Below are 26,059 nucleotides of genomic sequence, written 5' to 3'. Positions count from 1 at the left end.
GCCTTGGGGCGCTTGGGGCCCTACGAGCCGGCCACCGGGGTCCCACCGCCGCGGACGTGCGTCGGCGGGCCCTCGACTCCGCAGTGGTAGCACTCGCCCAGGTGGGGGCACTCGTCCGACGGTGCGTCCGGAGCCGGCGACGACGGCGGTGCCAGCACCCCGTTGTGGATGCCCAGCGCGATCAACCCGCCCGCGATCGCCAGCACCGCGCAGATGACCAGCGCCATCCGCCAGCCCGCGGTGAGCGCCACCGGGTCCGCGTACGCCTCACCCGTCAGGCCGGCCGCCGCGGGCAGCACCGCCACCGCCAGGAGCCCGCCCGACCGCGCGATCGCGTTGTTGACCCCCGACGCCACACCGGCGTAGCGGTCCGGGGCCGCCGCCAGCACCGTCGCGGTCACCGGGGCCACCACCGTCGCCAGGCCGAGGCCGAACACGACCACCGCGGGCAGCACCGCGCCGAGGTAGGACGCGCCGGGCGCGATGCGCAGCATCAGCAGCATCCCGAGGCCGACCACGATCGGGCCGACCACCAGCTGCGTCCGCGGCCCGATGCGCTGGGCCAGCGCCCCCGACCGGCCGGACAGCAGCAACATGATCACCGTGAGCGGCAGGCCGGCCAGGCCGGCCGCCGTCGGCGAGTAGTGCAGCGACACCTGCAGCTGCATGACCAGCAGCATCATCACGCCGCCGAGCGCCGCGTAGACGACGAACGTCAGCGCGTTCGAGAGCGTGAACGTGCGGTCGCCGAACAGCGACGGCGGCACCAGCGGCTCACGCGAGCGGTGCTGGACGACGACGAACGCCGTCAGCCCCGCGATCCCCAGCAGGCCCGCGACCAGCACGATCGGGTCGCCGATGCCGCGGCCGGGCGCTTCCACCAGCGCGCCGGTGACCCCGGCGAGGCCGATCGCGCCGAGCGCCGCGGCGCCGAAGTCCGGGTGCCCGGTCGCGTCCGGGTCGCGGGACTCCGGGACGAACTTCCGGGCCATCAGCACGACGACGAGCGCGATCGGGACATTGATCAGGAACGCGAGCCGCCACGACCAGACCTGGACGAGGAAGCCACCGAGCAGCGGTCCGGCGGCCGCGGCGATGCCGCCGAGGCCGGACCACGCGCCGATCGCGCGGGCGCGGGCGTCGTGCGCGAAGGACGACTGGAGGATCGCGAGCGACCCCGGGGTCAGCAGCGCGCCGCCGACACCCTGCAGGATCCGCATCGCGACCAGCATCTCGGTGGACACGGCCGCGGCGCACAGCCCGGAGGCGACGCCGAACCAGACGACGCCGATCAGGTACATCCGGCGCCTGCCGTACCGGTCGCCGAGCGAACCGGCGACCAGGATGAGCGCGGCGAGCGCCAGCATGTAGCCGTCGAGGATCCACTGCAGCCCCGCGACGGAGGCGTTCAGCTCGGCGCCGATGCGGGGCAGGGCGACGTTGACGATGGTGCCGTCGAGCATCGCCATGCCCGAGCCGAGGATCGTGGTGGCCAGCACGCCGCGCGCGGCGTGCGTCCCCCAGCGGATCCCGGTGTCTTCCGTGGCGGTCACGGCATCAGCGTCGTGACGAACTTGTACCGGTCGCCGCGGTAGACCGAGCGGGCGTACTCGACGGGCTTGCCGTCCGTGGCGAACGAGTGCCGGGTCAGCCGCAGCACCGGCATGCCGACGTCGGCGCCGAGCATCTCCGCCTCCTCCGGGCCGGCGAGCGACGTCTCGATCGACTCCTCGGCGCGTTCGAGTTCGACGCCGTAGTGCTCGCGTAGAACGGCGTACAACGAACCGCCCGCCGAAACGTGCTTGCGCAGCCCGCGGAATCGGCCGGCGGGCAGGTGCGAAGTCTCCAGCGCCATCGGCTGCGAGTCCGCCAGTCGAAGCCGTCGAAGGCGAAGAATTTTCGCACCAGTGCGGATTCCGAGCAGTTTCGCGAGGTCGCCCTCGGCCGGCAGCTCCTCGAGTTCGAGCAGCTTCGACGACGGCTTCAGGCCCTGCCGGCGCATGTCCTCGGTGTAGGACGACAACTGCAGCCGCTGCGCGAGCTTCGGCTCGGCCGCGAAGGTGCCTTTGCCCTGCACGCGGTGCAGGCGGCCTTCGGCGGTGAGGTCGGCCAGCGCCTGGCGCACGGTGGTGCGGGAGACCGTGAACTCCCCGGCGAGCGCGCGTTCGGTCGGGATCGGCGACCCGGGCGGCAGCACGTCCAGGAGGTCGAGGAGGTGCTGCTTCAGCGCCCAGTACTTGGGCTCGCGCTGCCCGCGCATCCCGGCGACGGCGCTCGCCTCGCCCGTGGTGGTGGTCTCCAACATGCCCGACTCCCTATGTCTTCCCTCATCGCACGCCACGTCCCCGTAAGAAACGTACCCTTTTCCCCAAACGCGCCGCCCCACTAACATTGGTCTAGACCTGACCGACGCCGCCTGAGTCCGGTACATAATGCCGGAGGTGGAGAGGAAAATGATGACCGAACAACGGCCCGGCGAGCACATGGCCGCGGAGATCGCCCAGCAGCCGGAGGTCCTGGCGGGACTGGTGGAGCGTCAGGCGGAAATCGCGGAGGTGGCGGAAAAGATCTCACAGAGGCCGCCGCGCTTCGCTTTGCTCGCCGCGCGTGGATCGAGCGACCACGCAGCGTTGTACGCGAAGTACCTGATCGAGGTACTGCTCGGCCTTCCGGCTGGTCTTGTCTCCCCGTCCACGGCGACGCTGTACGGCGCGCGGCCCGACCTGCGGGACGTGCTGTTCGTCACGGTCAGCCAGAGCGGCGGCTCGCCCGACCTGATCGAGGTCACCGAAGCGGCGCGGCGCCAGGGCGCGCTGACCGTCTCCGTCACGAACACGCCGGACTCGCCGCTGCGCGCGGCGTCCGAACTCGGCGTCGACATCGGCGCCGGCGTCGAGAAGGCCGTCGCCGCGACCAAGACGTACTCGGCGACGCTGATGGCGCTCTACCTGCTCATCGACGCGGTCCGCGGCGGCAAGGCGGCCGACGCCGAGAAGATCGGCGAGCTGGCGAGCCAGACCCTGGACGGCGCCGCCGAGGGCGTCCAGCGCGCGGTCGACCGGTACCGCTTCGTGGACCGGGTCCTCACCACCGGCCGCGGCTACTCCTACGCCACCGCGCTCGAAGGCTCGCTGAAGCTGGCCGAAACCAGCTACCTCGCCGCCCGCGCGTACAGCGGCGCGGACCTGCTGCACGGCCCGGTCGCGGCGGTCGACGGCGAGACCGCCGTCCTCGCGGTGACCAGCAAGGGCCAGGGCGGGCAGGCGATGCACGAGGTCCTCGACGCCGTCGGCAAGCGCGGCGCGGACGTCCTCGCGGTCGGCTCGGCCGCCTCGGAGGTGCCGGCGGCGCTGCGCATCGACGTCGCGCCGACGGTCGAAGAGCTCGCGCCGATCCTGGAGATCCTGCCCATCCAGCGGATCGCCCTCGGCCTGTCGCTCGCCCGCGGCGGCGACCCGGACAGCCCGCGTGGCCTGCTGAAGGTGACCAAGACGAGGTGAGCTTCGCGATCGGTGTCGACGCCGGCGGAACGTCGACCAGGGCCGCGCTGGTCGACGCCGCCGGCGCGGTGCTGGGCACCGGGCGCGGCGACGGCGCCAACCCCAACTCGCACGCGCCCGAAGTCGCCGCGGGGCGGATCGCCGACGCGATCACCGCGGCGCTGGGCGCCCACGACCCCGGCGACGTGCGCGCCTGCGTCGTCGGCATGGCCGGCGTCAGCAAGCTCAGCGACGTGCGCGTGGCGGCGGTGTTCGACGCGGCCTGGACGCGAATCGGACTCACGCACGTCCGGGTGGTCGCCGACGCCGAAGTGGCTTACGCGTCCGCGACGTCGGCGCCGGACGGGACCGTGCTCGTCGCCGGGACCGGTTCCATCGCGGGCCGGATCCGCAAGCGGCGGCTGGCCGGCACCGCGGGCGGCTACGGCTGGCTGCTCGGCGACGAAGGGTCGGCGTTCTGGCTCGGCCGCGAAGCCGTCCGATCCACTTTGGATGCTCTCGGGCGCGGGCTGCCCCTCGACGGGCTGCCTTCGGCGGTGCTCGCCGCCGCGCTCGGACCGTCCGGTTTGGACGTCCGGACCGACACCGGCCGGCTCGCGGCGTCGCGCGCGTTGATCACCGCGGCCAACGCCGAGGCGCCGGTCCGGCTCGCCCGGTTCGCCCCGTTGGTGAGCGCCGCGCACGACGCGGGTGAGCCCGCCGCGCGCGGGATCGTCACCCGTGCGGCCGAACTTCTGGTCGCCAACGCCCTCGCCGCGCGCGAACCCGGCGAGTCGACACCGGTCGTGCTCGTGGGTTCGGTGCTCACCGGACAAAGCCCGATCGGCGGGCTCGTGCGCCGCGGTCTGTCCGGGCTCGAGGTGCTGACCAGCTCGGACGGCGTGCTCGGGGCCGCTTGGCTCGCCGCCGTGGACGCGTTCGGCGAAGGGGTGGTTAGACCAGTATTTCCCTAGAACGAGCAAAACCCTGGCCGGGAACACGTCAAAACGTCGACTGAACCCGGGTTTTCCGGGTAACGTAGGCAGTGGCCCCCGGACCCTCCCCCCTCGCCGGGGGCCGCCTTATGTCCGGGGTACGTCTCCCCCGCCGGTTTCGGGGGCCAAGCGCAGCCCCGGGTGCTCCGGCGGCAGGGCCCGGTAGAGCACCCAGCCGCTCACCGCGACGGTCAGCGCGACCAGGGGCCACGACAGCACCGTGCGGGCCACGCCGAGCGCGATCACCTGGCCGGACCACCACAGCAGGCCGTAGACGACCACGCGCAGCGTGTACTGGCCGAACACCCACACCCAGCTGGCGCGCGAGTACGCCTTCAGCAGCACGGGGTCGCGGCGCCAGCGCGTCTTCTGGCCGAGCACCAGGCCGACGACGACGCCGAGCAGCGGCCAGCGGATCACGATGCTGGCCGCCCAGAGCAGCGCGCTGGCCACATTGGACATCAGCTGCAGCAGGAAGAAGTCCTGGGCGCGGCCGGTGTGCAGGGCGATCAGCGCGGCCGCGATGACGGCGGCCAGGCTGACGACCACCGCGCGGACCTTCCCGCCGCGGACGACCCGGTAGGCACCGAGCGCGACGGCGACCACGATCGCGGCGCCGGCGCCCCAGGCGATGGACTGCCCGGCCGCGAGCCAGCCGGCGACGAACCCGACGGGCGGGATGCTGGCGTCGAGGGCGCCGCGACGGCCGCCGAGGATCTGCGCGAGCGACTCACGGGGTTCTGCGGACACGCCTCCAGCGTGCCGGATCGCGCGCCGGAGGCTCCAAGCAGGGAGATTTTCGCCACACCGGATGTGGTAATGGCCTTCGAGTGTGCTGTCTCACGGCATGCGGAAGGTGAAGACTACGTAATAGAGAGGCGGAGAAGACCGACAAGATAAGACACTGTTACCACAGGCTGAACGCGGGCAGGGGGTCCCGACGGTTAGTTGTGGTGTACAACTACATGTCGGGGAGTCGGTCGCAGGACGGGAAGGGGACCCAACGTGTACGGATTCGACAGCTATGTGGCGATCGGGGACAGCTTCACCGAAGGGCTCAACGACGGGCTCCCGGACGGCTCGTTCCGCGGCTGGGCCGACCGGCTCGCGGAGATCCTGGCGGGCGGGCGCCCCGACTTCCGGTACGCGAACCTGGCCCTGCGCGGCAAGATGCTCGGCGAGATCATGGACGAGCAGCTCCCGATCGCGCTGGAACTGAAGCCCGACCTGGTCACCCTGTGCGCGGGCGGCAACGACATCATCGTCCCGGGGGCGGACGTGGACGCGGTGACGGCGCGCTTCGAGGAAGGCGTCGCAAAGCTGCGCGAGGCGGGCATCCCGGTGCTGATCTTCAACGGCCCGGACACGAAGGTCCTGTCCGTGATGTCGGTGTTGCGCGGCAAGGTGGCCATCTACAACACGCACTTGTGGGCGATCGCGGAACGCTACGGCGCCCGGGTGGTGGACCTGTGGACGATGGGGCCGCTGCACGACCGCCGAGCGTGGAGCGACGACCGGCTGCACTTCTCTCCGGAGGCGCATCGCCGGATCGCGTTGAAGTCGGCGGAGGTCCTGGGGATCCCGGTGGCGGACGACTGGCGCGAGCCGTGGCCGTCGGAGGTGGCACCCTCGCGGTGGATCGACTCGCGGCGGTCGGATTTGACGTGGACGAAGGTGCACCTGCTGCCGTGGATCCGGCGGCAGCTGCGGGGGCAGTCCATGGGGGACGGGTTGTCGCCGAAGCGGCCGCAGTTGGCGCCGTTGCTGCCGTTGGATGTGCTCGAGGTGCCGGACTCCGCTCAGGCTCGGCAGCAGGCCAGCTGAGGGTTTCGGTTCGGGGAGGCCGGTTTCGAGGAGGCCGCTACCGGGGTGCCGGTGGCGGCCTCCGCGCATTCCGGGGGTTTGCGCGCTGCCCACCCCCGAAACCCACAGACATCCCCCACCGCTCCCAGGGGGGGCGTCCCCGGGTCCATTCTATCGGCCCTCCCCGACACAAAGTGCCGAACCGATCACCGCACCCCGAGTTGTCCACATGTCGACTTGCCTGGGGACAACTTGTGGAAGACCACCCTTCCCCGGCTCGCCAACCCGCTCCACCCGGCTTACAGTCCCCTTATGTCCGGTGGTCGTCGCTGGATCCTCGTGGTCCCGATCGCGGTGCTGGTCACCGCCTTGCTGGCCGGGGTCGTCACCTGGGCCCAAGCCGGGAACATCCAGCGTGACCTCGCCGCCGACGCCCAAGCTGCCCTCACCCAAGCCGGCCTCGGAAAAGGCACCGTCACCTTCGACGGCCGGGACGCCACCCTCAGCGGCTTCCCGCCCGACCAAGCCCTGAAAGCCCTCGAAGTCGTCCAGAACGTCGACGGTGTGCGGGCCGCCCAGCTTCAAGGCGATGTCGTCCCCGTGGCTCCGAGCACGCCGCCCACCACCAGCGCGCCGCCCACGACCGAAAAACCCACCACCAGCGCCACCGCTCCGCCGCCGCCCACCGACAAGGCCGGGGTGCAAGCCGAGATCGACCGGATGCTCGCCGAGGCGCCGATCACCTTCGAACCGGACAGCGCCCGGCTCACCCCCGAAGGCGAGCAGGCCGCCCGCGCCGTCGCCGTCGCGCTCGCCAAGTCGCCCGACACCTTCCGGTACCGCGTCACCGGCCACGCCGCCCGCGGGACCGGCAGCGCGAGCGGCGCCCTCAAGCTCTCCCGGGACCGCGCCAGGGCCGTCACGCGGATCCTCACCACCAACGGGCTGACGGCCAAGCGCGTGACCTACCGCGGGCTGGGCGACACGCGCCCGTCCACCGGCGGCGAAGAAGACCGGCGCGTCGAGATCACAGTCGTTTGAAGGGGTGAGTAGCAGATGGTGTGGCTGTTCGGGCAGATCTGGCTGTGGCTGGTCATCGCCTTCGCCCTCGGCGCGCTCACCTCGTGGCTCGTCCTGCGCGCCGCCCAGCGGCCGAAGCCCCAACCCCAGCCCGAACCCGAGCCCCAGGACCACTACGACGAACCCTCGGCCGCCGAGCAGACCCAGTTCATCCCCGCCGCGTGGATGCAGCCCGGCACCGAACGGCCCCACGACGTCCACGAGGACGACGAACCCGAGCCCGTCGGCCACCGCGAAGGGCACCTGCCGCTGCCGCCGCAACGCGGTGCGCAGGCCGAAGACTGGCCCACCGAGGAAGAACCCGCCTGGCCCGAGTCCGAAGAGACGGCCCCGCAGTGGCCGCAGCAGCCTGGGCGCGGTGGCTGACACCCATCCTGGTAAGTTCGGCTACGCACTGTGAGCGAGGCCTGAGGAGGGGGTGGCGTGGCGCTCCCCCATTGGACGTCGCAGCAGGTCCTGCCGCCGGGCCGCCACACCGGCGACCTCGCCGACGTCTACGAACGCCTGGTCTTCGACGCCCCGCACCAGAACGAGCGCGAGATCCTCTTCAGCGCCCTCAACAGCTACCTCGGCGTCGCCCGGCGGATCATGCCGTCCGGGCGGGCCTGGATCGGCGGCGAGCTCATCACGCGCAGCGCGCACCCGCCGCGCAGCCTCGACGTCGTCCTCATCCCCGACGAGTGGGGCGCCCTGAAGCGGCTCGACGACGCCGGCCGGTCGGCGCTGTACGGCCTGCTCACGCTGCGCGGCGTGATCGTCGGGCAGCCCGCGATGTACCTCGATCAGGTGCAGCCGGTCGGGGGCATGCTGGACGGCTTCCTCTGCCGGCCCGGCGACGAAGACGTCTGGGCCGAGGTCTGGGCCGACGGCGGCAGGGGCTACCCGGAGATGGTCTGGTGAGGAACGAGTTCCGGCGCATCGCCGACGAGATCCCGGGCGGCACGTGGCTCGACGACCTGGCGCGCGCGTCGGCGATGGCCGCGAACGCCAAGTTCGAGCGGACGTCCCGGTCGCCGCTGCTGCACGTCTCCGTGATCGGCGAGCAGACCATCGACGCCTACACCTTCTCCGACATCAGCCGCGCGCTGCAGGACGCGACGGCGAAGATCGGGCACATCATCCGGAACCCGTCCGGCGAGGTCACCCAGGTCCAGCAGGCCGACCGCGACAAGGCGCCGCTGATCCAGCGCGGCCAGGCGGGCAACGCGATCTTCTTCGGCTTCCCGGAGCTCGACGTCTCCGACGACGCGCTGATCGTCGACGGCATCGAGACGCTGTCCGAGCGCGCCGTCAAGGAGCTCTGCGACTTCCTGCCCGCCAACGGCTCGGACGACGGCGCGCTCGACGCCGTGCTGCTGCAGCGCGACACCGTCCGCAACGCCGTGAGCGACATCGTGAACGCCGTCGCGAAGAACGCCGGCATCGGGATGGCGCTGACGCCGACGTCGGGCGAACAGGTCACCCGCAGCATGACCACCGAGCAGGCGCGGATCCTGCAGGGCAGCCTCCGGGAGTCGCGCGAGGCGGTCGGCTACGAAACGGTGCGCGGGCGGCTCGACGGCGTCCGCACCCGGCGCCGGATCTTCTACCTCGACCGCGAGCCGGGCGGGACGATCCAGGGCGCGGTGGCGCCCGACCTGCTCGACCAGATCAAGGAGAACCTCGACCGCCCGGTGACCGCCCGGTTGCGCGTCGTGCGCACGACGACGATCGACGGCCGCCGCGGCCGGCCCGTTTTCGAGCTCCTCGAAATCACCCCCGAAGTGAGCCTTTTCGACTGAAAAGTCCAGGTTGCGACTTTCGTCTTGAACACCGGCACCGACGGTCGTAGTAGGCCGTACGCCCACGAAAACAGTGGGACCCCCGATATTCTCGCCATTGATCACCCGGCCACACCCTGCTCGCGATGTCAGGAAATACCGATACTTCGCGGGAAATGGTGGGACAATGACTTTTTCCAGAATGTAACAATTTCGTTCGCGGGCACTCTTATGGGTTAACGTCGTCGCACTCCCACCCGAAGGGGCCCGCATGATGACCGACCCGCAGTACCCGCCGCCGACCACCGCGCGCCACGGACGGCCCGCGCCACCGGTGACGGCCACGGAGCGTCGTCAGGCCAACGCCAAACCCGGGCGGAACATCCTCGCCATCGTCGGCCTGCTGCTCGGCGTGGCCGCCCTGGTCGTCACGTTCGTCCCGGACATCGGATTCGTCGCGTGGCCGTTGGCCGGGATCGGGCTCGTGCTGGCGATCACCGGGCTGGTCCAGGTCAAGAAGGGCACCGTGGGCGATCGCGGGCTCGCGATCACCGCGCTGGTGGCCACGGTCGCCGCGCTGCTGACGACCGCCGGGATGCTGCTGTACTCGACGTTCCTCGGCGGCGGCGAATCCGGGCTGCACCTGCCCGCGGTGAGCGGGGACAAGCACACCGTGACGTTCCAGGTCACCTCCGCCGGCGGCGCCACCGTGCGCTACGGCAGCCTGTCCGACCAGCGCACCGAGAACGCGCCGGCGAGCACCGACGCGTGGGAGGGCGCGGCGTCGTACAACAATGGTTCGTACCTGTTGACGCTGACCGCCGACACGCGCAATTCGAACATGACCAACGAAATCAGCTGCGCCATTCTCGTCGACGGCAAGAAGGTCGCGGAAAACAGCGGGACGACGATCGCGCTCTGCACGGCGAACGTGAACTGAGCCGAGCCTGGCGACCGGCCGGCCTACCCCCACGTCGGCCGGCCGGGCCGCCACGAGCCGCTCCTGGCGGCTCCCGGCCCCGGCGGGGTTTTCCCGCACGGGGCCCGGCGCCGGCGTCTCAGCCTGCCCCTCCCCTAGGGCTCAGCCGGCACTGCCGAACCTACGCGGACGCCGCCCGCGGGCACTAAGAATCCACTAAGGATTCACGCTGATCGGCGCAGCCGTGATCCATTCGCAATGGTCTTCACGAATGTCGATCAGCGGTGCGGAGTTGTCGCGCGAAAGCCTCACTGGAGTTCGGCGAGCTCGCTCCGCACCTCACCGACGAGCTTCGGGTGCACCCGTTCGTAAATGCGCACGGACAACGCCAGCTGCTCCCGCGCGCCGTCGAGATCACCCCGCGCCCGCAGCACCCGCCCCAGCGTCAGCCGCAAGGCGCCCTCGCGGGCCACGAACTCGCGGCTGATCGCCAGGTCGATCGCCTCCCAGACGTACCGCTCCGCCGCCCCCAGGTCGCCCGCGCGCAAGCTCAGGTCGGCCAGCTTGTCCAGCGCCACCACGACCCGGTCGTCGTCGCCGAGCGAACGGTCGATCTCCAGCCCGGCGAGCTGGTGGGCGACCGCCTCGGCCAGCCGGCCCGCCCGCTTCTCCGCCTGCGCGCAGCTGCTGAGCGCCTGGCCGCGCAGTGTGACGTCCGGGGCCTCCGCGATCGCCTTCGCCAGCCGGTCGATCGCCTTCTGGTGCTCGCCGCGCCGGCTCAGCGCGCGGCCCAGGTGCAGGTCGGCCGACGTGGTCAGCCGCGTGTCGGCCGACCCCGCCGCCAGCGCCGCCGCCCGTTCGGCGTCCGCGAACCCGAAGCCCGGCAGTTCGAACGTCAGCGCGATCTCGCACCGCGCGAGCCGCAGCCAGCACTGGCCCTCGACGTCGCCCGCGGCCTCCGCCGCCTCGACGCCGAGGTCGGCCATCCGCGTCCACTCGTCCAGCAGCGGGCACACCACGCGGTAGGTGTGGCCCAGGAGCGCGAGCCGCCAGACGTCGTCGTGGCGGCCTGCCGCGTACGCCGCGTCGAGGGCCGCGAGGAGGTTCGGCCACTCCGCCGCGAACCAGTCCTGCGCCTCGGCGAAGCCGGTCAGCGGCGGCATCGCCTCGTCGGCGAGCACGCCGGTGAAGTCCAGCGGGTCGGCGACGTGGCCCAGCCGGCGCCGCGCCCGGTCGGCCACCGCCTGGTAGTAGCGGACCGTCCAGCCGAGCGCCTCGTCGCGCTCCTTCTCGCCCAGCTCCTGCTCAGCGAGCTCCCGCAGGTAGAGCCAGACGAGGTCGTGCGGCGCGAAGACGTCCCTCGCGGTCTCCTCGATGAGGTTGTGCGCGGCCAGCGCGCGCAGCCGCCGCCGGGCTTCGGTGACCGGGATCTGCGCGACCGCGGCCATCAGGTGCGGCCCGACCAGCACCCCGGGTACCGCGCCCAGCTGCAGGAACGTCTCGGCGATCTCGCCGGGCAGGCCGCGGAAGGAGACGTCGAAGGCAGCGCGCACGCCGTCGTCGGCGCCCTCGACCTGCAGTCCGGCCAAGCGGGTGCGTTCGTTGCCCAGCTCGTCGACCAGCTCCTCCGCGGTCCGCTGCGCGCTCGCCGAGAGCCGCGCGCCGGCGATCCGCAGGGCGAGCGGGAGGTAGCCGCAGAGCCGGGCCAGTGCGTGGTTGAGCGCGGCCGGCCCGGCGAGCTCCTCGATGAGCCGCACGGCGTCGTCCGGCGCGAGGGTGCCGAGGACGCGCTGCTTGGCCGCGTTCGACACGGCGAGCCCGTCCAGGCGCGACCGGCTGGTCACGACGGTCATCGTCCGCGCGCTCGGCGGCAGCAGCGGGCGCACCTGCTCGGCGGTGCGGGCGTCGTCCAGCAGCACGAGCATCCGCCGACCGGCGATCAGCGACCGGTAGAGCGCGACGCGTTCGTGCAGCAGCTCGGGGATCTTCGCGGTTTCGACGCCGAGGCCGAGCAGGAACTGCGTGAGCAGGTCGGCCGGCTCCAGCGGCGGGTGATGCGGGTCGAAGCCGCGCAGCGACGCGAACAGCACGCCGTCCGGGAACCGCGGCGCGACGCGGTGCGCCCACCACACGACCAGCGTGCTCTTGCCGACCCCGGCGGTCCCGGTGACGACGGCGATCGTCGTCTCGCCGGCTTCCGCGCGGGTGACCAGTCCGTCGAGCCAGGCGAGCTCGTCGGCGCGCCCGGCCAGGCTCGGCACCGCGGCGGGCAGCTGCGACACCGGCTGCCCCGAAGCTGCACTTTCACGTGAAAGTGCCGCCCCCAGGTGGGCACTTTCACGTGAAAGTGCCGGGAGCGTGTCGTTCAGGACGCGCTCGTGCAGCCAGCGCAGCTCGGCGCCGGGCTCGACGCCCAGGGTGCGCAGCGTGGCGCGGGAGACGGTCCGGTACAGCTCGAGCGCGTCCCCGCGCCGCCCGGCGTGGTACAGCGCGCGCATGAGCTGGCCGGCGGTCCGCTCGGCGAGCGGGTCGGCGCGGACGATCGGGCTCAGCTCGACGATCAGCTCGGCGTGCCGGCCGAGGTCGAGGTCGGCGTCGACGCGGGCGCCGTGCACGGCCAGGCGCAGGTCCTCCAGCTCGGGGGCCCGCAGCGAGTCCGGGACACCGCCCAGCGCCGGGCCCTGCCAGAGCGCGAGCGCTTCGGCCAGCAACGCGGCGGCGGTCTCCGGGGCGGCGAGGGACGCGCGGTCCAGCAGGCTGCGCGCCCGGTGGACGTCGACGCGCTCGGGCTCGACCGCCAGCAGGTAACCCGGCGGGGTGGTCAGGATGCTCGGGCCGTCGATGTCGCGCAGGATCCGCCGCAGGTGGGAGACGTTGCCGTGGACGATGGTGCGCGCGGTGGCGGGCGGGTCGTGGCCCCAGAGCGCGTCGATGATCTCGTCGAGCCCGACGACCTTGCCGGGCTTGAGCGCGAGGAGAGCGAGCAGGCCGCGGACCCCGGGACCACCGATCGGGACGGCGACGTCACCGGCGAAGAGCTGAACGGGCCCGAGCAGCTGGAACCGGCATTCGGCCATGCTCGCGCCCACCTCCCCGGGGGTTCACGGTCGGTTCGGCGTCTCCCTCGCCGGGAAGTCAACCTACCGTGGACACCGGCTGTCGAGCAGGGCCGGTACCAGGAGTTTTGGGGCGTCTGCGGATTCCGTAGCGGTCAGCGGGACGCGGTGCGGCATCCACCGGCGGACATGGCACGACCCCCTACCAGCGGTCCCGATCCGCTGGTAGGGGGTCGTGGTGGAGCAAACAGCCGGGCCGCCAGGGGGCGCGGTCCGCCCGTCCGTCACCGCGGGCGACCAGGCGGGTGAGCTCACCCCGAGCGAAGCACCCACCGATCGTCCGCGAAGACGTCTGTTGCGCGGACCACACGCCCGCACGGTGGCGACACGGTAACAAAGCGCACCGGGTCGGTCACCGGCGGGCCTGCCAATTCAGCGCGAAATCGGGGTCGAGTCGCGGCCGGCGATGAACGCGGGCCGCGGCGTGCTCGCCGCGAACGGCTCCTGCAACGCGTTCTCCACGCTGTTGAACACCAGGAAGATGTTCGAGCGCGGGTACGGGGTGATGTTGTTGCCGGAGCCGTGCATGATGTTCGAGTCGAACCACAGCGCCGAGCCCGCCTGGCCGGTGAACTGGTCGATGCCGTACTCGGCCGCCATCTTGGTGATGTCGTCCTCGCTCGGCACGCCCACCCGCTGGTCCTTGAGCGAGCTCTTGTAGTTCTCGTCCGGCGTCTCGCCGGCGCACTGGACGAACGTCCGGTGCGAGCCCGGCATGATCATCAGGCCGCCGTTGAACGGGTAGTTGTCGGTCAGCGCGATGGAGCAGCTGACCGCGCGCGGGGACGGCATGCCGTCCTCCGCGTGCCAGGTCTCGAAGTCCGAGTGCCAGTAGAAGCCGGTGCCCTTGAACCCGGGCATGTAGTTGACGCGGCTCTGGTGGATGTACACCTCGGAGCCGAGCAGCTGCCGGGCCCGGTCCAGCACACGCGGGTCGCGCACCAGCTCGGCGATCAGGGCCGAGATCTCGTGGACGTCGAAGATCGACCGGACCTCACCGGTCTTCGCCTCGGTGATCACGCGCTCGTCCCGGGCGAGCTCCTCGTCGGAGGACAGCCGCACCAGCTCCTGCCAGTACGTCTGCACCTCCCCGACGGAGAGCAGGTCCTCGACCACGGTGTAACCCTTGGTCTCGTGGTTCGCCAACGTGGCGGCGTCGATCGGGCCGTCGGCTTCGGTACCCCACACCGTGGGGTGCACGCGCGGCAGATGCGCCGGCGTACCGGTGATCCGGGTCGGGTAAGTGTCGTCGACCCGGGTGTCCGTCAGCGTCACGGGCTTCGCCTCCTGTTTCCTCTCCGGTGTTTTACGCGTCCTCGGTGATCAGCGGGTACACGCCGTTTTCGTCGTGGACCTCGCGGCCGGTCACCGGCGGGTTGAACACGCACACGCACTTGATCTCGGTCTTCGGCCGGACCTGGTGCTTGTCGTGGTCGTTGAGCAGGTAGAGGGTGCCGGGCTTGAGCTGGTGCACCTCACCGGTCGCGAGGTCTTCGATCTCGCCCTCGCCGGAGGTGATGAACACCGCCTCGATGTGGTTGGCGTACCAGAAGTCGTTGACCGTCCCCGCGTACAGCGTGGTCTCGTGCACCGAGAAGCCGACGCCCTCCTTGGCCAGGATGATTCTCTTGCTGCGCCAGTTCGGGGTCTTGATGTCGGCGTCGGTGTCGGTGATCTCGTCGAGCGTGCGGACGAGCACGGGCGATCTCCTTTACTTCTTGAGGACGGCCTTGATCGACTCGTCGATGATCGACAGGCCCTGCGTGAGTTCGTCGTCGGTGAGGGTCAGCGGCGGCAGCAGCTTCATGACTTCGCCGTCGGGCCCGGAGGTTTCCATCAGCAGGCCGCGCGCGAACGCTTCCGCGCAGACGCGGCCGGCCAGGTCGCCGTCCGGGAACTCGATGCCGCGGGCGAGGCCGCGGCCCTTGGCGAACAGCTTCGCTTCCGGGTAGGCCTCGACGATGCCGGAGAAGGCCGCGGCGATGCGCTCGCCCTTGGCCTTGGTCGACTTCTCGAGCTCGTCGTCGCTCCAGTAGACGTCGATCGCCTCCTTGGCGGTGACGAACGCCGGGCTGATGCCGCGGAAGGTGCCGTTGTGCTCGCCGGGCTCCCAGACGTCGAGCTCCGGCTTGATCAGCGTCAGCGCCATCGGGATGCCGTAGCCGCCGATGGACTTCGAGAGGCAGACGATGTCCGGCTTGATCCCGGCGTCCTCGAAGCTGAAGAACGGCCCGGTGCGGCCGCAGCCCATCTGGACGTCGTCGAGGATCAGCAGGATGTTGTGGCGCTTGCAGAGGTCGTCGAGACCCTTCAGCCACTCCAGGCGCGCGGCGTTGATGCCGCCCTCGCCCTGCACGCCCTCGACGATCACCGCGGCCGGCTCGTTGAGCCCGCTGCCGGAGTCTTCCAGGAGCTTTTCGAAGTACAGGAAGTCCGGCATCGCGCCGTCGAAGTACTTGTCGTACGGCATCGGGGTGGCGTGCACCAGCGGGACGCCGGCGCCGCCGCGCTTCATCGAGTTGCCGGTGACCGACAGCGCGCCGAGCGTCATGCCGTGGAACGCGTTGGTGAAGTTGATGACCGACTCCTTGCCGGTCACCTTGCGCGCCAGCTTCAGCGCGGCTTCGACGGCGTTCGCGCCACCCGGCCCCGGGAAGACGACCTTGTAGTTCAGGCCGCGGGGGTCGAGGATCTTGTCGCGGAAGGTCTGCAGGAAGTCGCGCTTGGCCACGGTGAACATGTCCAGCGCGTGGGTGACGCCGTCGCGCTGGATGTAGTCGATCAGCGCCTGCTTGAGCGCCGGGTTGTTGTGCCCGTAGTTCAGCGCGCCGGCGCCGGCGAAGAAGTCCAGATAGGGCTTTCCGCTCTCGTCGTAGAGATGGCTGCCCTGGGCGCGGTCGAACACGACCGGCCAGCCACGGCTGTAGCTGCGGACCTCGGATTCGAGCTCTTCGAAGATGCTCATGACGTTTCTTTTCTCCTACTCGCCCGGATCTTTGCGCGGCTTCAGCGGACCGATGCGGTAAAGCTCTTCGGGGAGGTGCCCGGCTTCGGGGAATTCCTCCCCGGCGAACAGCACACTGGTTTCCATCGCGGCGTTCCAGCGCTTCGCGAACGACGTGAACAGCCGGATGGACGCTTCGTTGTCCGGGGTGATGGTGGTCTCGAGGTAACGCACTCCGTCGGCGACGAGTCTCGTGTAGAGCGCGTCGAGCAGCGCTCCGGCCAGGCCCTTCCCGCGTTGCGACGCGTCGACCGCGACCTGCCAGACGAGCGCCACCTCCGGCGCGTCCGGCCTGCGGTAGCCGGTGACGAATCCGACCGCCTTGCCGTCTTCACGCGCGACGACCGAGGACTCGGCGAAATCGCGGCACCACAGCAGGTATGCGTACGGCGAGTTGAGATCGAGCTTGGCGGAATCGCGCGCGATTCTCCACAGCTCCGCGCCGTCCGCCTTGGTCGGGGATTCGATCAAGTGCGTTACGGACATACTCAGGAAACGTAACAGAGAATTTTCCGCCCGCCAGCGACCCAGCTCACGACCCCCGTGATGACCTGCGGCGACGTGGAGTACCCGGTGAGCAGTCCCACAAACATGTTTGAAGCGGCCGGTGCTTGGGCACACGCCCGCCTGGGTCGCTCGCGCGTGGCTCGTGACCTATCCGCACCTTGAACCCTCGGGCCCGTGATCGCAAGGCGACGGGCCGGTTCAGGCTCGCTTGCGGTGGCGGACGCGGCGCCGGATCCCGCTCAGCGGCATCACCACCGCGGGCAGGATCAGCAGCCCGGACACCACGAGCCACCACACCGCGCCTTCGCCGCGCCGCCAGCCCGCGACCACGCGGGCGAGCCAGCCGAAGAACGGCCCGGCGATCGGCGGGAGGAACGCGGCCAGCAGCAGCGCCGCGACCACCAGCACGCCGAGCGCGGCGAGCAGCCGCCGCGCGAACCGGCCCATCGTGAGCAGCGCCGTCGCGAGGTAGACGACCGCGCCGGCGAGCACCGGCAGGCCGATCCACTGCAGCACCGCGCCGCCGTTGTTGCCGAGCACCAGCCCGGCGAGCAGCGCGAGCAGGCCGGCCCCCAGCGAGCCCGCCGTGCCGAGGCGGGACGCGCCCTGGGCGACCTTCGCCGTGCTCCTGGCCACCGTCCGCAGCATGCCCGCCACCGTCTGCGGCCATCCGCCGGGCAGCCGGAACGCGACCGTGCCGGCGTTCACCACGGCCGCGCCGAGCGCGACGAGCGTGCGGGTCAGCCGCGCGGTGCCCTGCTCGCCGGCGAGCTTCTCGGCCGAGACGCGGCAGGCCTGGAACCGGGCCTGCGCGGCGCCGACGTCGACGCGGGGACGGTCCTCGGCCAGCGCTTCTTCGATGTTCTTGGCGTCCCGGGCGTCGTGGCGGACCGCGAGGTCGACGACCGGCAGCTCCTCCGCGGCGATCTCGGCCTGCCGCGGCCGGGCCAGCACCATCGCCGTCACCGGCAGGCCCACCGGCCGCTCGGACTTGAACTCGACCGGCTTCAGGTCGGCGTCGAGGCCGAGGAAGGCCAGCTCGGCCGTGAGCTGGTCACGCAGCTGCGCCGCCTCCTGGGGGGTGCAGCGGTCGCGTTCGTCTGGCTTGCGCCAGGACGGGCCGAACGCGGCGACGAACTCGTCGCGGAACCGCTCCCGGCCGAGGACGTCCCGCAGCGTCTCGAGGCGGACGGGGTCGAGCAGGCACTGGACGAGCCAGCCGGCGCCGTCGACACGGCCCCACATCCAGTCACTGGCCCGCCACGACGCCTTGTAGAACGCGCCGAAGTAGCTCGCCTGCAGCCCGGTCAGCTTGTCGCCCGACCGCTGCCGGGTCATGTCCAGCAGCGTCCGCGAATCGGCGCTGACCTGCACCAGGTCGACGCGCTGGTCGACCGACGGCGCTTGGGCGAGCAGCCCGCGCGTCGCCACGTGCAGGGCCAGGAGCCGGGCTTGGACGACCTCGTCGGCGTTGTCGGGCGTCAGTGCCAGCCAGTCCAGCAAAGTGGTCACGGTGCTGTCGCCGTCGGCCAGCGCCCGCAACGTCGGCGCCGCGGCACGCAGGCCGGCGACCACCTTCGGCCAAGCCTCGGCGACGGCGGCCGAGCGGCCCAGCCCGGCCCACTCCTCGGCCAGCTCGCGGATCCAGGCTTCGAGGGTGCTGCTCGCGCCGGGCCCGGCGTGCGCGGCCACCCACTGCCCGAGCCGGACCCCGCGTGAAGCCGTCGAACGCGCCGCGTGCAGCTCGGCGCGGGCGTCGTTGAGCTCCTTCGCGCGCGTGGCGTCCGGCTGCAGCCGGAACCCCGCGTTGACCAGCTGCAGGCCGGTGGCGACGGCGTCGTCGAGCGCGGTCGTCCGGTAGCCGACCAGGTGGGCGACGGCGAGGCTCGCGGCCGGCGGGGCGGCCGGGACCCCGCTGCTCAATCCGGCGACGGCGATCGCGCGCAGCTGCCGCGACATCCCGGACGCCCAGTCGCGGTCGGGGGTATCCGCTTCGGACAGCGCGTACCGCCGGGCGGCGACCCGGACGAGCTCGGCGGCGTCCTCGGCGGTCCGCCGCTCGAGGTAGGCGGCGGCGATCCGCTCGTCGACGAGGTGCTCGGGACCGCCGCGAAGTCCCAGTGCGGCAAGGGAAACGCGGGTGTCCCGCGCCCGGAGCACGGCGTCGTTGTGCCGGGTCAGGTCGTCCAGCTCGGCGCTGATCGACTGGCTCATCACGGTGTTGACGACCTTGGCCATGGCGTGCGACAGCAGCGGCGGGTTCGCCGCGTCGCACTCGACGGCGTCGACGTCCTTTTCGCCGGTGGGCACGACGTACAGCAGCAGCCGCCGGACGTCCGAGTGCGACTGGCGTTCGAAGATCTCGCGCAGCGCGGGCCGCAGCGGTTTGTTCAGCAGCACGCCGCCGTCGGTGAGCCAGTGCGAGCGGGTCAGCTCGGTGTACGGCGTCATGTCGGGGTGCAGCCGGTCGGTGCCCTCGGCGCCGATGGGCATCCGCGACAGCTCGAACGCGCCGGGGAACGACGCGGTGGAGCGGGCCGCCAGCGCGAGCGGCCCCTCCACCCCGGGTGTCCACAGTGGACCACAGAACCGGAAGAGCATCCGGTGTTCGGTGTCCCGCACGAGGTTCCCGAGCGCGTCGTCGAACCGGGTGGTCTCGCCGTCGATCATCGTCCCGGTGAGCAGCACGGTGACATCGGGTTCGTCGGCGGGCGGCCGGCCTTTGCCGGTGATCCGCCGCAGCGCTTCCTCGAGGTCGTGGAGCAGCACGCGATCGCCGTCGAGCACCGACCGTGGTTCCTTTTCGCGCGCGTCCCGGATCAGGTTTTCCAGCGAGCCGGTGGTGATCCAGGTGTCGCGCAGGACTTCCGGCGTCGAGCCGAAGGCTTCGGCCAGCCCCAGGCAGGCGGCGTTGATGCCCCCGGCGCTGGTCCCGGTGAGGACGTCGACGGAGACGGTGGCGCGCAGGAGGTCGAGGAGTTTCCGGTAGAGCCCGGGCTCGGCTTCCCCGCGCGATTCCCGCAGCAGCCGCGACGTCTCGGTGGCGACCCCGCCCATCCAGATGGCGAGGCTGGAGCCGCCCACCATGGTCACCGCGAGGCGGATCTCCTGCGGCCAAGGTTCAGCAGTCATTGGGCTCCCCCGCCCGGTCGTCGTCCTGACGCAGACTAGTGGCGCAAGGTAAGCACCGGGATACGTCCGGGTGTACGGCCGTTCGGGTGGAGTTGCTCGCCCGCTCAGCCCCCCGCGGTGACGACCACCTTGCCGAACTGGCCGTTCGCCTCGAGGTACCGGTGCGACTCGGCGACGTCGGCGAGGTCGAACGTCCGGTCCACGCGCGGCCGGAAGGTACCCGCCCGCACCCCGGCGCGCACGAAGTGCTGGGCGCGGGCGAGCCGGTCCGGGTCGAGCGTCAGGTCGAAGGCGTTGAACAGCCGCATGGTCGGCACGAACCACAGCGGGAACGGGGTTTCCTTCGTGTCGAGTGCGCCGTAGACGACGAGGGTGCCACCCTTGGCGGTGGCCGCGGCCAGCTCGCGCACGCCTTCACCGGCGACGGCGTCGAAGACGAACTCCGCGCCCCGCCCGTCGGTGATTTCCTTCGTCCTCGCGGCGACGCTTTCGTCGTCGGTGACGATCACGTGCGCCGCACCGGCGTCCAGCAGCCGGTGTTTCTTCGCTTCGGTGCGAGTGGCGGCGATGGGGACGGCGCCGATGTGGTTGACGACGTCGATGGTCGCGAGCCCGACACTGCTCGACGCGGCGGTGATGAGGACGTGGTCCCCGGGGCGGACGCGTCCTTCGTCGACGATCGCGCCGTAGGCGGTGAGGAACGGCCCCCAGAGGGCGACGGTTTCGGCGGCGTCGAGTCCTTCGGGCCGGCGGACGCGGGGACGATCGCCGCTTCGCCGTAGACGCCGTAATCCCGCATCGAGAAGCCGGCGACGGTGTTGACGGCGTCTCCGATCGCGAAGCCGGTGACGCCGTCGCCGAGGGCTTCGACGATCCCGGCCGCGGAGTAGCCGAGCTTGGCGGGAAATTCGCGGGGGCGCTCGAAGTAGGTGCCGGCGCGGAACATCGCCTCGGCCCGGTTGAGCCCGATGGCCTCGACCCGCAGCCGCAGTTCGCCTGGTCCCGGCTCGCCGAGGTCGACGTCCACGAGCTCCAGCACATCCGGTCCGCCTTCGGCGGCGAACCGCACGGCTTTCGTCATTCCTGGTTCCTTTCCGGTGGGTGCCGGAATCGATCGTGGACCGGCGACGTTCCCGCTGGAAGACGGCACTTTCCTGATACGACGGCACAAGCCTGTTACGAACGAGGTCACAGCGATGGACGACGGCGAAGTTCTTCCGGCCGAGATGTGTTCCCTGCGCGAGGTCCTGGACCTGGTGGGCGACAAGTGGGCGATCCGGGTCCTGGTTCAGCTGGGCTCGGGGCCCCGGCGGTTCAGCGAACTGGAGCGGGCACTGGACGGCGTCTCGCGGCGGATGTTGTCGCTGACTTTGCGGGGGCTGGAGCGCAACGGCTTGGTGACGCGGACGGTGTACCCCGAGGTTCCGCCGCGGGTCGAGTACACGATGACGCCGCACGCGGCGGAGCTGGACGAGCCGTTGCACGCGCTGTCGGCGTGGGCGGCGAAGCACCGGGCGAAGGTCGCCGAGGCGCGCCGGGCCTACGACGTCGCTTAGGCCGCCAGGTGCTCCAGCACCAGCACCTGCCCCTCACCGACCGCGAACCCCAGCACCGCCCCGGTGGCGATCAAAATCCACTCGTCCTGCTCGAAGGCCGGCCGCAGCAGCCGCTCGAACTCCCGGGGCGACAGCTCTTTCATCTTCGACACCAGCACGTTCCGGATGTCCATCGCGTCGGTCGCGTAGTCCTCGATGTACCGCATCGTCTCCGGGAGCCGCGACATGATCTGCGAAGCGATCGCCAGCTTGACGTCCTGGTACTTGCGCGAACCCACCGCGAACACCAGCAACGGCTTCGCGACACTACCCAGTTCCCGGTCCAGCTGACGCTGGATCAACGCCAGCACCCGGTCCGACAGCGGCCCGTGCAGGATCGCCTCGATGACGTTGTGCGGGGTGATGATCTCCTTCGCGATCAACGACCCGTACGCCTCCGCGACCTCCGCGCGCCGCTTCAGGAACAATCCCTGCCACGTGACGCCGAAGTACTTGCGCGGCTCGATCGGGTAGAAGATCATCCGCAGCGCCAGCCAGTCGGTGAACCAGCCGGTGAACAACCCGAAGATCGGCATGATCGGCGGGAACTTGAACAGCACCCACGCCACCATCTGGATCACGCCGATCGCGCCGCCGAAGACCAGCCCGGACCGGGCGATGAACTTGAACTCCTGCGCGCCCGCCTCCTGGAAGATGCGGTTCAGCAGGCGCTTGTCCTTGACCAGGCTGGTGACCACCATGCCCTTCAGGTCGAACACACTGTCCACATCGGACTTGATCAGGTCGAGCACCGCCGCGACCATCCGTGGTGACTCGTGCTGGACGCGCTCGATCACCAGCCGCTGGACGCGGACCGGCAACGACTCCCACAGCCCCGGCTGGTAGTGCCCGGCCACCTCGCGGACGATGTCCTCGACGCCCGCCAGCAGCGGTTTCTCGATCTCTTGCGCGATGCGGGAAGCGTCCAGCCGGGCCACGACCTCGGCCGGCTTGATCAGCTGCTCGGTCATCGTGTCGCACGCGATGCTCGCCATCCGCGCCGCGCGTTTGGGCACGATGCCCTGCCAGCCCAGGAACGGCTTGACGCCGATGAACTCCACCGGCTGGAACATCATCCGGATCGCGACGAGCTTGGTGCCGTAACCGATCAGCGCGGCCACGACCGGGATCGAGACGTAGAGGGGCCAATGCTGCGCGAAGTCGGCGAGGATGCCGCTGAGGAAGGCCCCCATCCGGCTAGGCGAAGCTCGGGTCGCAGGCCTGCCAGAACTGCGCCCCCAGGCGCGAAATGTGGATCGTCCGCCGGACGTACTTCGCGCGTTTGACGTGCTTCTCCGCGTCGCGCACGGTCTCGTCGGTCAGCAGGATCTCGTACTGCGTCTCCAGCGAGGGCACCTCTTCGTCGAGGTCGACCAGGCCCAGCCCGATCAGCCGCGTCACGTACCCGGGCACCTGGTCGGGCAGGGACACTCCGGCCGCCTTGCCGACCGTCGACGCGTTGCGCAGCGCGACCCGGCCCGTGCCGCCGATGCCGGTCCGCTCGACGACGTCGATCGCGGGGAACGGCGAGCCGTCCGACAGCGCGGACAGGATGCGTGCCTCGTCGGGCGTCAGCTGGCGCAGGATGATCGCGTAGAAGTATTCGCGGGCCCGGTCGCGGCCGAAGCCGATGGAGTGGTTGAGCAGCTCGGCCATCGCGGCGCGCAGCGGCTCGGCGTGGTTGTCGCGCGCGGGGACGAGCGTGACGGTCGCTTCGGCCTTTCCGGGCACCGCCGGGCGGTTCATCGCCGACGCCGCCGTCAGCGCCGCGTGGTACGGGTCGTCGACCTCGTCGAGCCGGCGCCGCAGCTCGGCCAGCAGCTGGTGCTCCACCTGCCGCACCGTGCGTTCGGCGGTCTCGACGCCGGGGAGCTTGCGCCCGAGAGCGAAGCTGGTGCGCGCGGCCCAGCCCGCCAGCTGCCCGGCGCGGCGGGCGAGGTCGGCCACCTCGTCGCCGGTGCCCCGGCCGTTCGGTCGCTCTGCGTTCACCGGCGGACTCCCCTCTGCGTACGCGGTGATGCTACCTGCGGGTAGGCCGAACAGCGGTGTTTGGATGCACACATGAGTCCGACGCGCTGGGGCCCGCCGATCGACGTCCTCCCGTACTTCTCCAAAGAGGAACAGGCGCTGATGACGCTGCTCGGCGCGCTGACCGACGAAGACTGGACGCGCCCGACGATGTGCGCGGGCTGGACGGTCAAGGACGTCGCCGCGCACCTGCTGGGCGACAAGGTCGGCCGGCTGTCCCGCGGCCGCGACGGGCACACCTCGGAAGCCCCCCGTCCGGGTGAGTCGTTCCCGCGGTTCATCGACCGGATCAACGAGGAGTGGGTCGTCGCGTGCCGCCGGCTCTCGACGGACGTGCTGCTCACGATGATGTACGAGTTCATGGGCCAGACGACCGAGTACTGGGCGAAGCTCGATCTCGACGTCGACGGCGAGCCGGTGAGCTGGGCGGGCGACGAGCCGGCGCCGCGCTGGCTGGACGCGGCCCGCGACTATTCGGAGTTCTGGGTCCACCACGTCCAGATCCGCGAAGCGCTGGAACACACGCCGCTGGAGGGCGAGTACGCCGAGCCGATCGCCGACACGTTCGTCCGCGCGCTGCCGCACACCCTGCGCGACGTCGACGCGCGCGTCGGCAAGCAGGTCGGCTACACGGTGACCGGCGCCGGCAAGTGGTACGCCCGCCGCGAGCGCGACGGCTGGACGCTCGACCGCGGCGCCCCGCCGTCACGCACCCCGCTGGCCACCGTGACGACGGACCTGGACACGTTCTGGCGGCTCTGCACGAGGAACGCGGCCGACCTCGCCCGCGTCCGCACAACGGGAGACGAAAACGTTTGCGAGGCCATCCTGGGCATGACCTCGATCATCGTCTGAGAGCACTTTCACGTGAAAGTGTTGTGGAGATAAGCCCTCCGGATCACTTTCCCCGAGAAAGTGTTGTGGAGACCGTGCCTCCGTAACACTTTCACGGGGAAAGTGACGGGTTCAGCGGCGGCGGGCTTGCTTGCGCAGCTGCAGGATCCGGGCGCCGCCGATCAACGCCACCAGTACCGCGCCGCCGATCGCCGAGAACAGCATCGCGATGGCCAGCGGCAGGCTGCCTTCCGCGCCGAAGAAGTGGACCGTCGCCGGGTCGAGGTTCTGCAGGATGAAGACCAGCAGCACGACCAGCACGACGAGGCCGGCGATGACCGCGACCCACGTCCCGCTGATCCGGGTCGGCCGCGGCTTCTTGGCGGTGGGCCGGGCCGGCGCCGGCTGGACCGGCGCGACCTCCTCGGCGCCGGGCCGGACGTCGCCCGCCCGCAGCTCGGCGGGCTCGAGAGCGCCCTCGGGCACTTCGGCGCCGGGCACGTCGTGGCTGCTTCCGGGCAGGTCGTGGCTGGTGGGGCCGGTGGGGCGGTCGGCCGCGCCCCCGCGCGCGTGCGTCATGTACTCAGTGTCCGTCCGGCACGCGGGGAGCGCCGCGTCAAACCCCCTAACGGGCGAAACCGTCAACCTCCCGGAGCACGCGGAGCGTGTTCTTGCCGGCCAGCTTCGCGCAGTCTTCCTCACTCCACCCGCGCTCGAGCAGCGCGGCGAACAACACCGGGTACTTGGACGTGTCCTCCAGGCCCTCCGGCAGCGTCCCGACGCCGTCGTAGTCGCCGCCGAGGCCGATGTGGTCGATGCCGGCGACCTCGCGGGCGTGCTCGACGTGTGCGACGACGTCGTCGACGGTGGCCTTCGGCTTGGCCGGGCCGTCCCACTCCTTCGCGAACTTCCCGCGCAGCCCCAGGTTGCGGTAGTCCTGGCCCGCCGCCTCCATCGCGGCCTTCAGCTCCTGGTCCCAGGCGGACACCTTCGGCGAAATGAACGCGGGTACGAACGTGGTCATCGCGACGCCGCCGTTGCCGGGCAGCAGCGCCAGGACGTCGTCCGGGATGTTGCGCGGGTGGTCGTTCACCGCGAGGCACGAGGAGTGGCTGAAGATCACCGGCACCGAGCTGACCTCGATCGCCGCGCGCATCGTCGACGGCGCGACGTGCGAGAGGTCGACCATCATGCCGATCTTGTTCATTTCGCGCACGACGTCGCGGCCGAACTCGGTGAGCCCGCCGTGGGCCGGCTCGTCGGTGCCCGAGTCGGCCCAGGTGGTGTTGTAGTTGTGTGTCAGCGTCATGTAGCGGACGCCGAGGCGGCGCAGGATCCGCAGCACGCCGAGCGACTCGGCGATGCTGTGCCCGCCTTCGGCGCCGAGCAGCGACGCGATCCGGCCGTCGGCGAACGCGGCCTCGGCCTCGTCCGCGGTGTCGACCAGCCGCAGCCGGTCGGGGTAGCGCTCGGCCAGCTGGTGGACGACCTCGATCTGCTCCAGCACCGCCGTCACGGCACTGTGGCCCTCGAACTCGCACGGCACGTACACCGACCAGAACTGCATGCCGAGCTTCCCGTCGGCGAGCTTCGGGAAGTCGGTGTGCAGCGCGGGCTGCCGGACGGTCAGGTCGAGCGACGCGGCCGCCTCGACCGGGTTCGGCCCGCCGTGCTGCCGCAGCTCCCACGGCAGGTCGTTGTGCCCGTCGGCGAGGATGACGGCGTCCAGCAGTTTCGTAGCACGCTGTAGTGCCTCGTTAGTCATCGCCCGATAGTAGGGCGAGCCGATATACGCTCCGTACAAACG

At 71.1% G+C, this 26,059-nt stretch carries 25 protein-coding genes; 10 read left to right on the top strand and 15 right to left on the bottom strand.

The features are described from left to right. Positions 1-20: 20 nt before the first annotated feature. Complete coding sequence (locus tag ABFJ78_RS06615; protein WP_436384828.1) at positions 21-1,553, bottom strand: MFS transporter; 1,533 nt, start codon at positions 1,551-1,553, stop codon at positions 21-23. Further along, positions 1,550-2,305, bottom strand: a complete 756-nt coding sequence (locus ABFJ78_RS06610) for a GntR family transcriptional regulator (RefSeq protein ID WP_086678867.1) — start codon at positions 2,303-2,305, stop codon at positions 1,550-1,552. Before ABFJ78_RS06610 ends, ABFJ78_RS06615 begins: the two co-directional genes overlap by 4 nt. A gap of 148 nt (positions 2,306-2,453) precedes the next feature. On the opposite strand from ABFJ78_RS06610, the gene ABFJ78_RS06605 reads away from it, so the two are divergent. Together ABFJ78_RS06605 and ABFJ78_RS06600 are read left to right on the top strand one after the other, a co-directional pair. After that, on the top strand, positions 2,454-3,500 hold the full coding sequence (locus ABFJ78_RS06605) for an SIS domain-containing protein (RefSeq protein ID WP_436385404.1): 1,047 nt from the start codon (positions 2,454-2,456) through the stop codon (positions 3,498-3,500). Next, positions 3,497-4,453, top strand: a complete 957-nt coding sequence (locus ABFJ78_RS06600; RefSeq protein WP_436384827.1) for an N-acetylglucosamine kinase — start codon at positions 3,497-3,499, stop codon at positions 4,451-4,453. Before ABFJ78_RS06605 ends, ABFJ78_RS06600 begins: the two co-directional genes overlap by 4 nt. Positions 4,454-4,561: 108 nt before the next feature. Here ABFJ78_RS06600 and ABFJ78_RS06595 read toward each other — a convergent pair whose 3' ends face one another. After that, on the bottom strand, positions 4,562-5,224 hold the full coding sequence (locus tag ABFJ78_RS06595; RefSeq protein ID WP_436384826.1) for a DUF3159 domain-containing protein: 663 nt from the start codon (positions 5,222-5,224) through the stop codon (positions 4,562-4,564). Between the two features lie 255 nt (positions 5,225-5,479). On the opposite strand from ABFJ78_RS06595, the gene ABFJ78_RS06590 reads away from it, so the two are divergent. The 6 genes from ABFJ78_RS06590 to ABFJ78_RS06565 all read left to right on the top strand — a co-directional run bounded on the left by ABFJ78_RS06590 (position 5,480) and on the right by ABFJ78_RS06565 (position 10,057). After that, complete coding sequence (locus ABFJ78_RS06590; RefSeq protein ID WP_436384825.1) at positions 5,480-6,298, top strand: SGNH/GDSL hydrolase family protein; 819 nt, start codon at positions 5,480-5,482, stop codon at positions 6,296-6,298. A gap of 291 nt (positions 6,299-6,589) precedes the next feature. Continuing rightward, positions 6,590-7,318 (top strand): OmpA family protein, encoded by a 729-nt coding sequence (locus ABFJ78_RS06585; RefSeq protein WP_436384824.1) that lies wholly within the window; start codon positions 6,590-6,592, stop codon positions 7,316-7,318. A 15-nt stretch (positions 7,319-7,333) separates the two neighbouring features. Next, positions 7,334-7,723: a hypothetical protein gene (locus tag ABFJ78_RS06580; RefSeq protein ID WP_436384823.1), complete on the top strand. Its 390-nt coding sequence runs from the start codon at positions 7,334-7,336 to the stop codon at positions 7,721-7,723. Between the two features lie 57 nt (positions 7,724-7,780). Beyond that, entirely contained in the window at positions 7,781-8,257 is a 477-nt protein-coding gene (locus tag ABFJ78_RS06575) for a DUF6932 family protein (RefSeq protein ID WP_436384821.1), read from the top strand. Further along, positions 8,254-9,138, top strand: coding sequence for a hypothetical protein (locus ABFJ78_RS06570; protein WP_372670141.1), 885 nt, complete (start codon positions 8,254-8,256; stop codon positions 9,136-9,138). Before ABFJ78_RS06575 ends, ABFJ78_RS06570 begins: the two co-directional genes overlap by 4 nt. A 250-nt stretch (positions 9,139-9,388) precedes the next feature. Further along, positions 9,389-10,057 (top strand): DUF4190 domain-containing protein, encoded by a 669-nt coding sequence (locus ABFJ78_RS06565; protein ID WP_436384819.1) that lies wholly within the window; start codon positions 9,389-9,391, stop codon positions 10,055-10,057. A 287-nt stretch (positions 10,058-10,344) separates the two neighbouring features. On the opposite strand, the gene ABFJ78_RS06560 is transcribed toward ABFJ78_RS06565, so the two are convergent. From ABFJ78_RS06560 to ABFJ78_RS06525, 8 genes are all read right to left on the bottom strand, one after another. Then, complete coding sequence (locus ABFJ78_RS06560) at positions 10,345-13,113, bottom strand: BTAD domain-containing putative transcriptional regulator (RefSeq protein WP_436384817.1); 2,769 nt, start codon at positions 13,111-13,113, stop codon at positions 10,345-10,347. Positions 13,114-13,524: 411 nt separating this feature from the next. Continuing rightward, a complete protein-coding gene (gene thpD / locus ABFJ78_RS06555; RefSeq protein WP_436384816.1) occupies positions 13,525-14,427 on the bottom strand; it encodes an ectoine hydroxylase in 903 nt (300 codons plus the stop codon). Between the two features lie 31 nt (positions 14,428-14,458). After that, positions 14,459-14,851 carry an ectoine synthase gene (locus ABFJ78_RS06550; RefSeq protein WP_436384815.1) on the bottom strand — a complete coding sequence of 131 codons (393 nt, stop codon included), beginning with the start codon at positions 14,849-14,851 and terminating at the stop codon, positions 14,459-14,461. 12 nt (positions 14,852-14,863) lie between these two features. Next, the gene (gene ectB / locus ABFJ78_RS06545; protein ID WP_436384814.1) at positions 14,864-16,117 is read right to left on the bottom strand and encodes a diaminobutyrate--2-oxoglutarate transaminase; all 1,254 of its coding nucleotides are present in this window, start codon (positions 16,115-16,117) and stop codon (positions 14,864-14,866) included. Positions 16,118-16,132: 15 nt separating this feature from the next. Then, positions 16,133-16,642, bottom strand: a complete 510-nt coding sequence (ectA, locus tag ABFJ78_RS06540; protein WP_436384813.1) for a diaminobutyrate acetyltransferase — start codon at positions 16,640-16,642, stop codon at positions 16,133-16,135. Between the two features lie 219 nt (positions 16,643-16,861). After that, positions 16,862-19,795 carry a patatin-like protein gene (locus ABFJ78_RS06535; protein WP_436384811.1) on the bottom strand — a complete coding sequence of 978 codons (2,934 nt, stop codon included), beginning with the start codon at positions 19,793-19,795 and terminating at the stop codon, positions 16,862-16,864. 104 nt (positions 19,796-19,899) lie between these two features. Then, entirely contained in the window at positions 19,900-20,364 is a 465-nt protein-coding gene (locus ABFJ78_RS06530) for a zinc-binding dehydrogenase (protein WP_436385403.1), read from the bottom strand. Next, the gene (locus tag ABFJ78_RS06525) at positions 20,301-20,876 is read right to left on the bottom strand and encodes an alcohol dehydrogenase catalytic domain-containing protein (RefSeq protein ID WP_436384810.1); all 576 of its coding nucleotides are present in this window, start codon (positions 20,874-20,876) and stop codon (positions 20,301-20,303) included. The genes ABFJ78_RS06530 and ABFJ78_RS06525 overlap by 64 nt, the downstream gene beginning before the upstream one ends. A gap of 115 nt (positions 20,877-20,991) precedes the next feature. Between ABFJ78_RS06525 and ABFJ78_RS06520 the strand changes: the two genes are divergently transcribed. Continuing rightward, the gene (locus ABFJ78_RS06520; RefSeq protein WP_436384809.1) at positions 20,992-21,351 is read left to right on the top strand and encodes a winged helix-turn-helix transcriptional regulator; all 360 of its coding nucleotides are present in this window, start codon (positions 20,992-20,994) and stop codon (positions 21,349-21,351) included. On the opposite strand, the gene ABFJ78_RS06515 is transcribed toward ABFJ78_RS06520, so the two are convergent. Next, positions 21,348-22,583, bottom strand: coding sequence for a DUF445 domain-containing protein (locus ABFJ78_RS06515; RefSeq protein ID WP_436384808.1), 1,236 nt, complete (start codon positions 22,581-22,583; stop codon positions 21,348-21,350). The genes ABFJ78_RS06520 and ABFJ78_RS06515 overlap by 4 nt on opposite strands. Before the next feature lie 4 nt (positions 22,584-22,587). Then, positions 22,588-23,379, bottom strand: a complete 792-nt coding sequence (locus ABFJ78_RS06510) for an Abi-alpha family protein (protein ID WP_436384806.1) — start codon at positions 23,377-23,379, stop codon at positions 22,588-22,590. Between the two features lie 72 nt (positions 23,380-23,451). Between ABFJ78_RS06510 and ABFJ78_RS06505 the strand changes: the two genes are divergently transcribed. After that, complete coding sequence (locus ABFJ78_RS06505; protein WP_436384804.1) at positions 23,452-24,273, top strand: maleylpyruvate isomerase family mycothiol-dependent enzyme; 822 nt, start codon at positions 23,452-23,454, stop codon at positions 24,271-24,273. 111 nt (positions 24,274-24,384) lie between these two features. On the opposite strand, the gene ABFJ78_RS06500 is transcribed toward ABFJ78_RS06505, so the two are convergent. After that, positions 24,385-24,831, bottom strand: a complete 447-nt coding sequence (locus ABFJ78_RS06500) for a LapA family protein (protein ID WP_436384803.1) — start codon at positions 24,829-24,831, stop codon at positions 24,385-24,387. 46 nt (positions 24,832-24,877) lie between these two features. Beyond that, complete coding sequence (locus tag ABFJ78_RS06495) at positions 24,878-26,017, bottom strand: dipeptidase (RefSeq protein WP_436384802.1); 1,140 nt, start codon at positions 26,015-26,017, stop codon at positions 24,878-24,880. Between the last annotated feature and the right edge of the window lie 42 nt (positions 26,018-26,059).

It is taken from the genome of Amycolatopsis sp. MEPSY49, assembly GCF_051337345.1.
Lineage (GTDB): Bacteria > Actinomycetota > Actinomycetes > Mycobacteriales > Pseudonocardiaceae > Amycolatopsis.
Note: the sequence above shows the minus strand (reverse complement) of the source record. Positions and strands in the feature narration are given on the sequence as shown.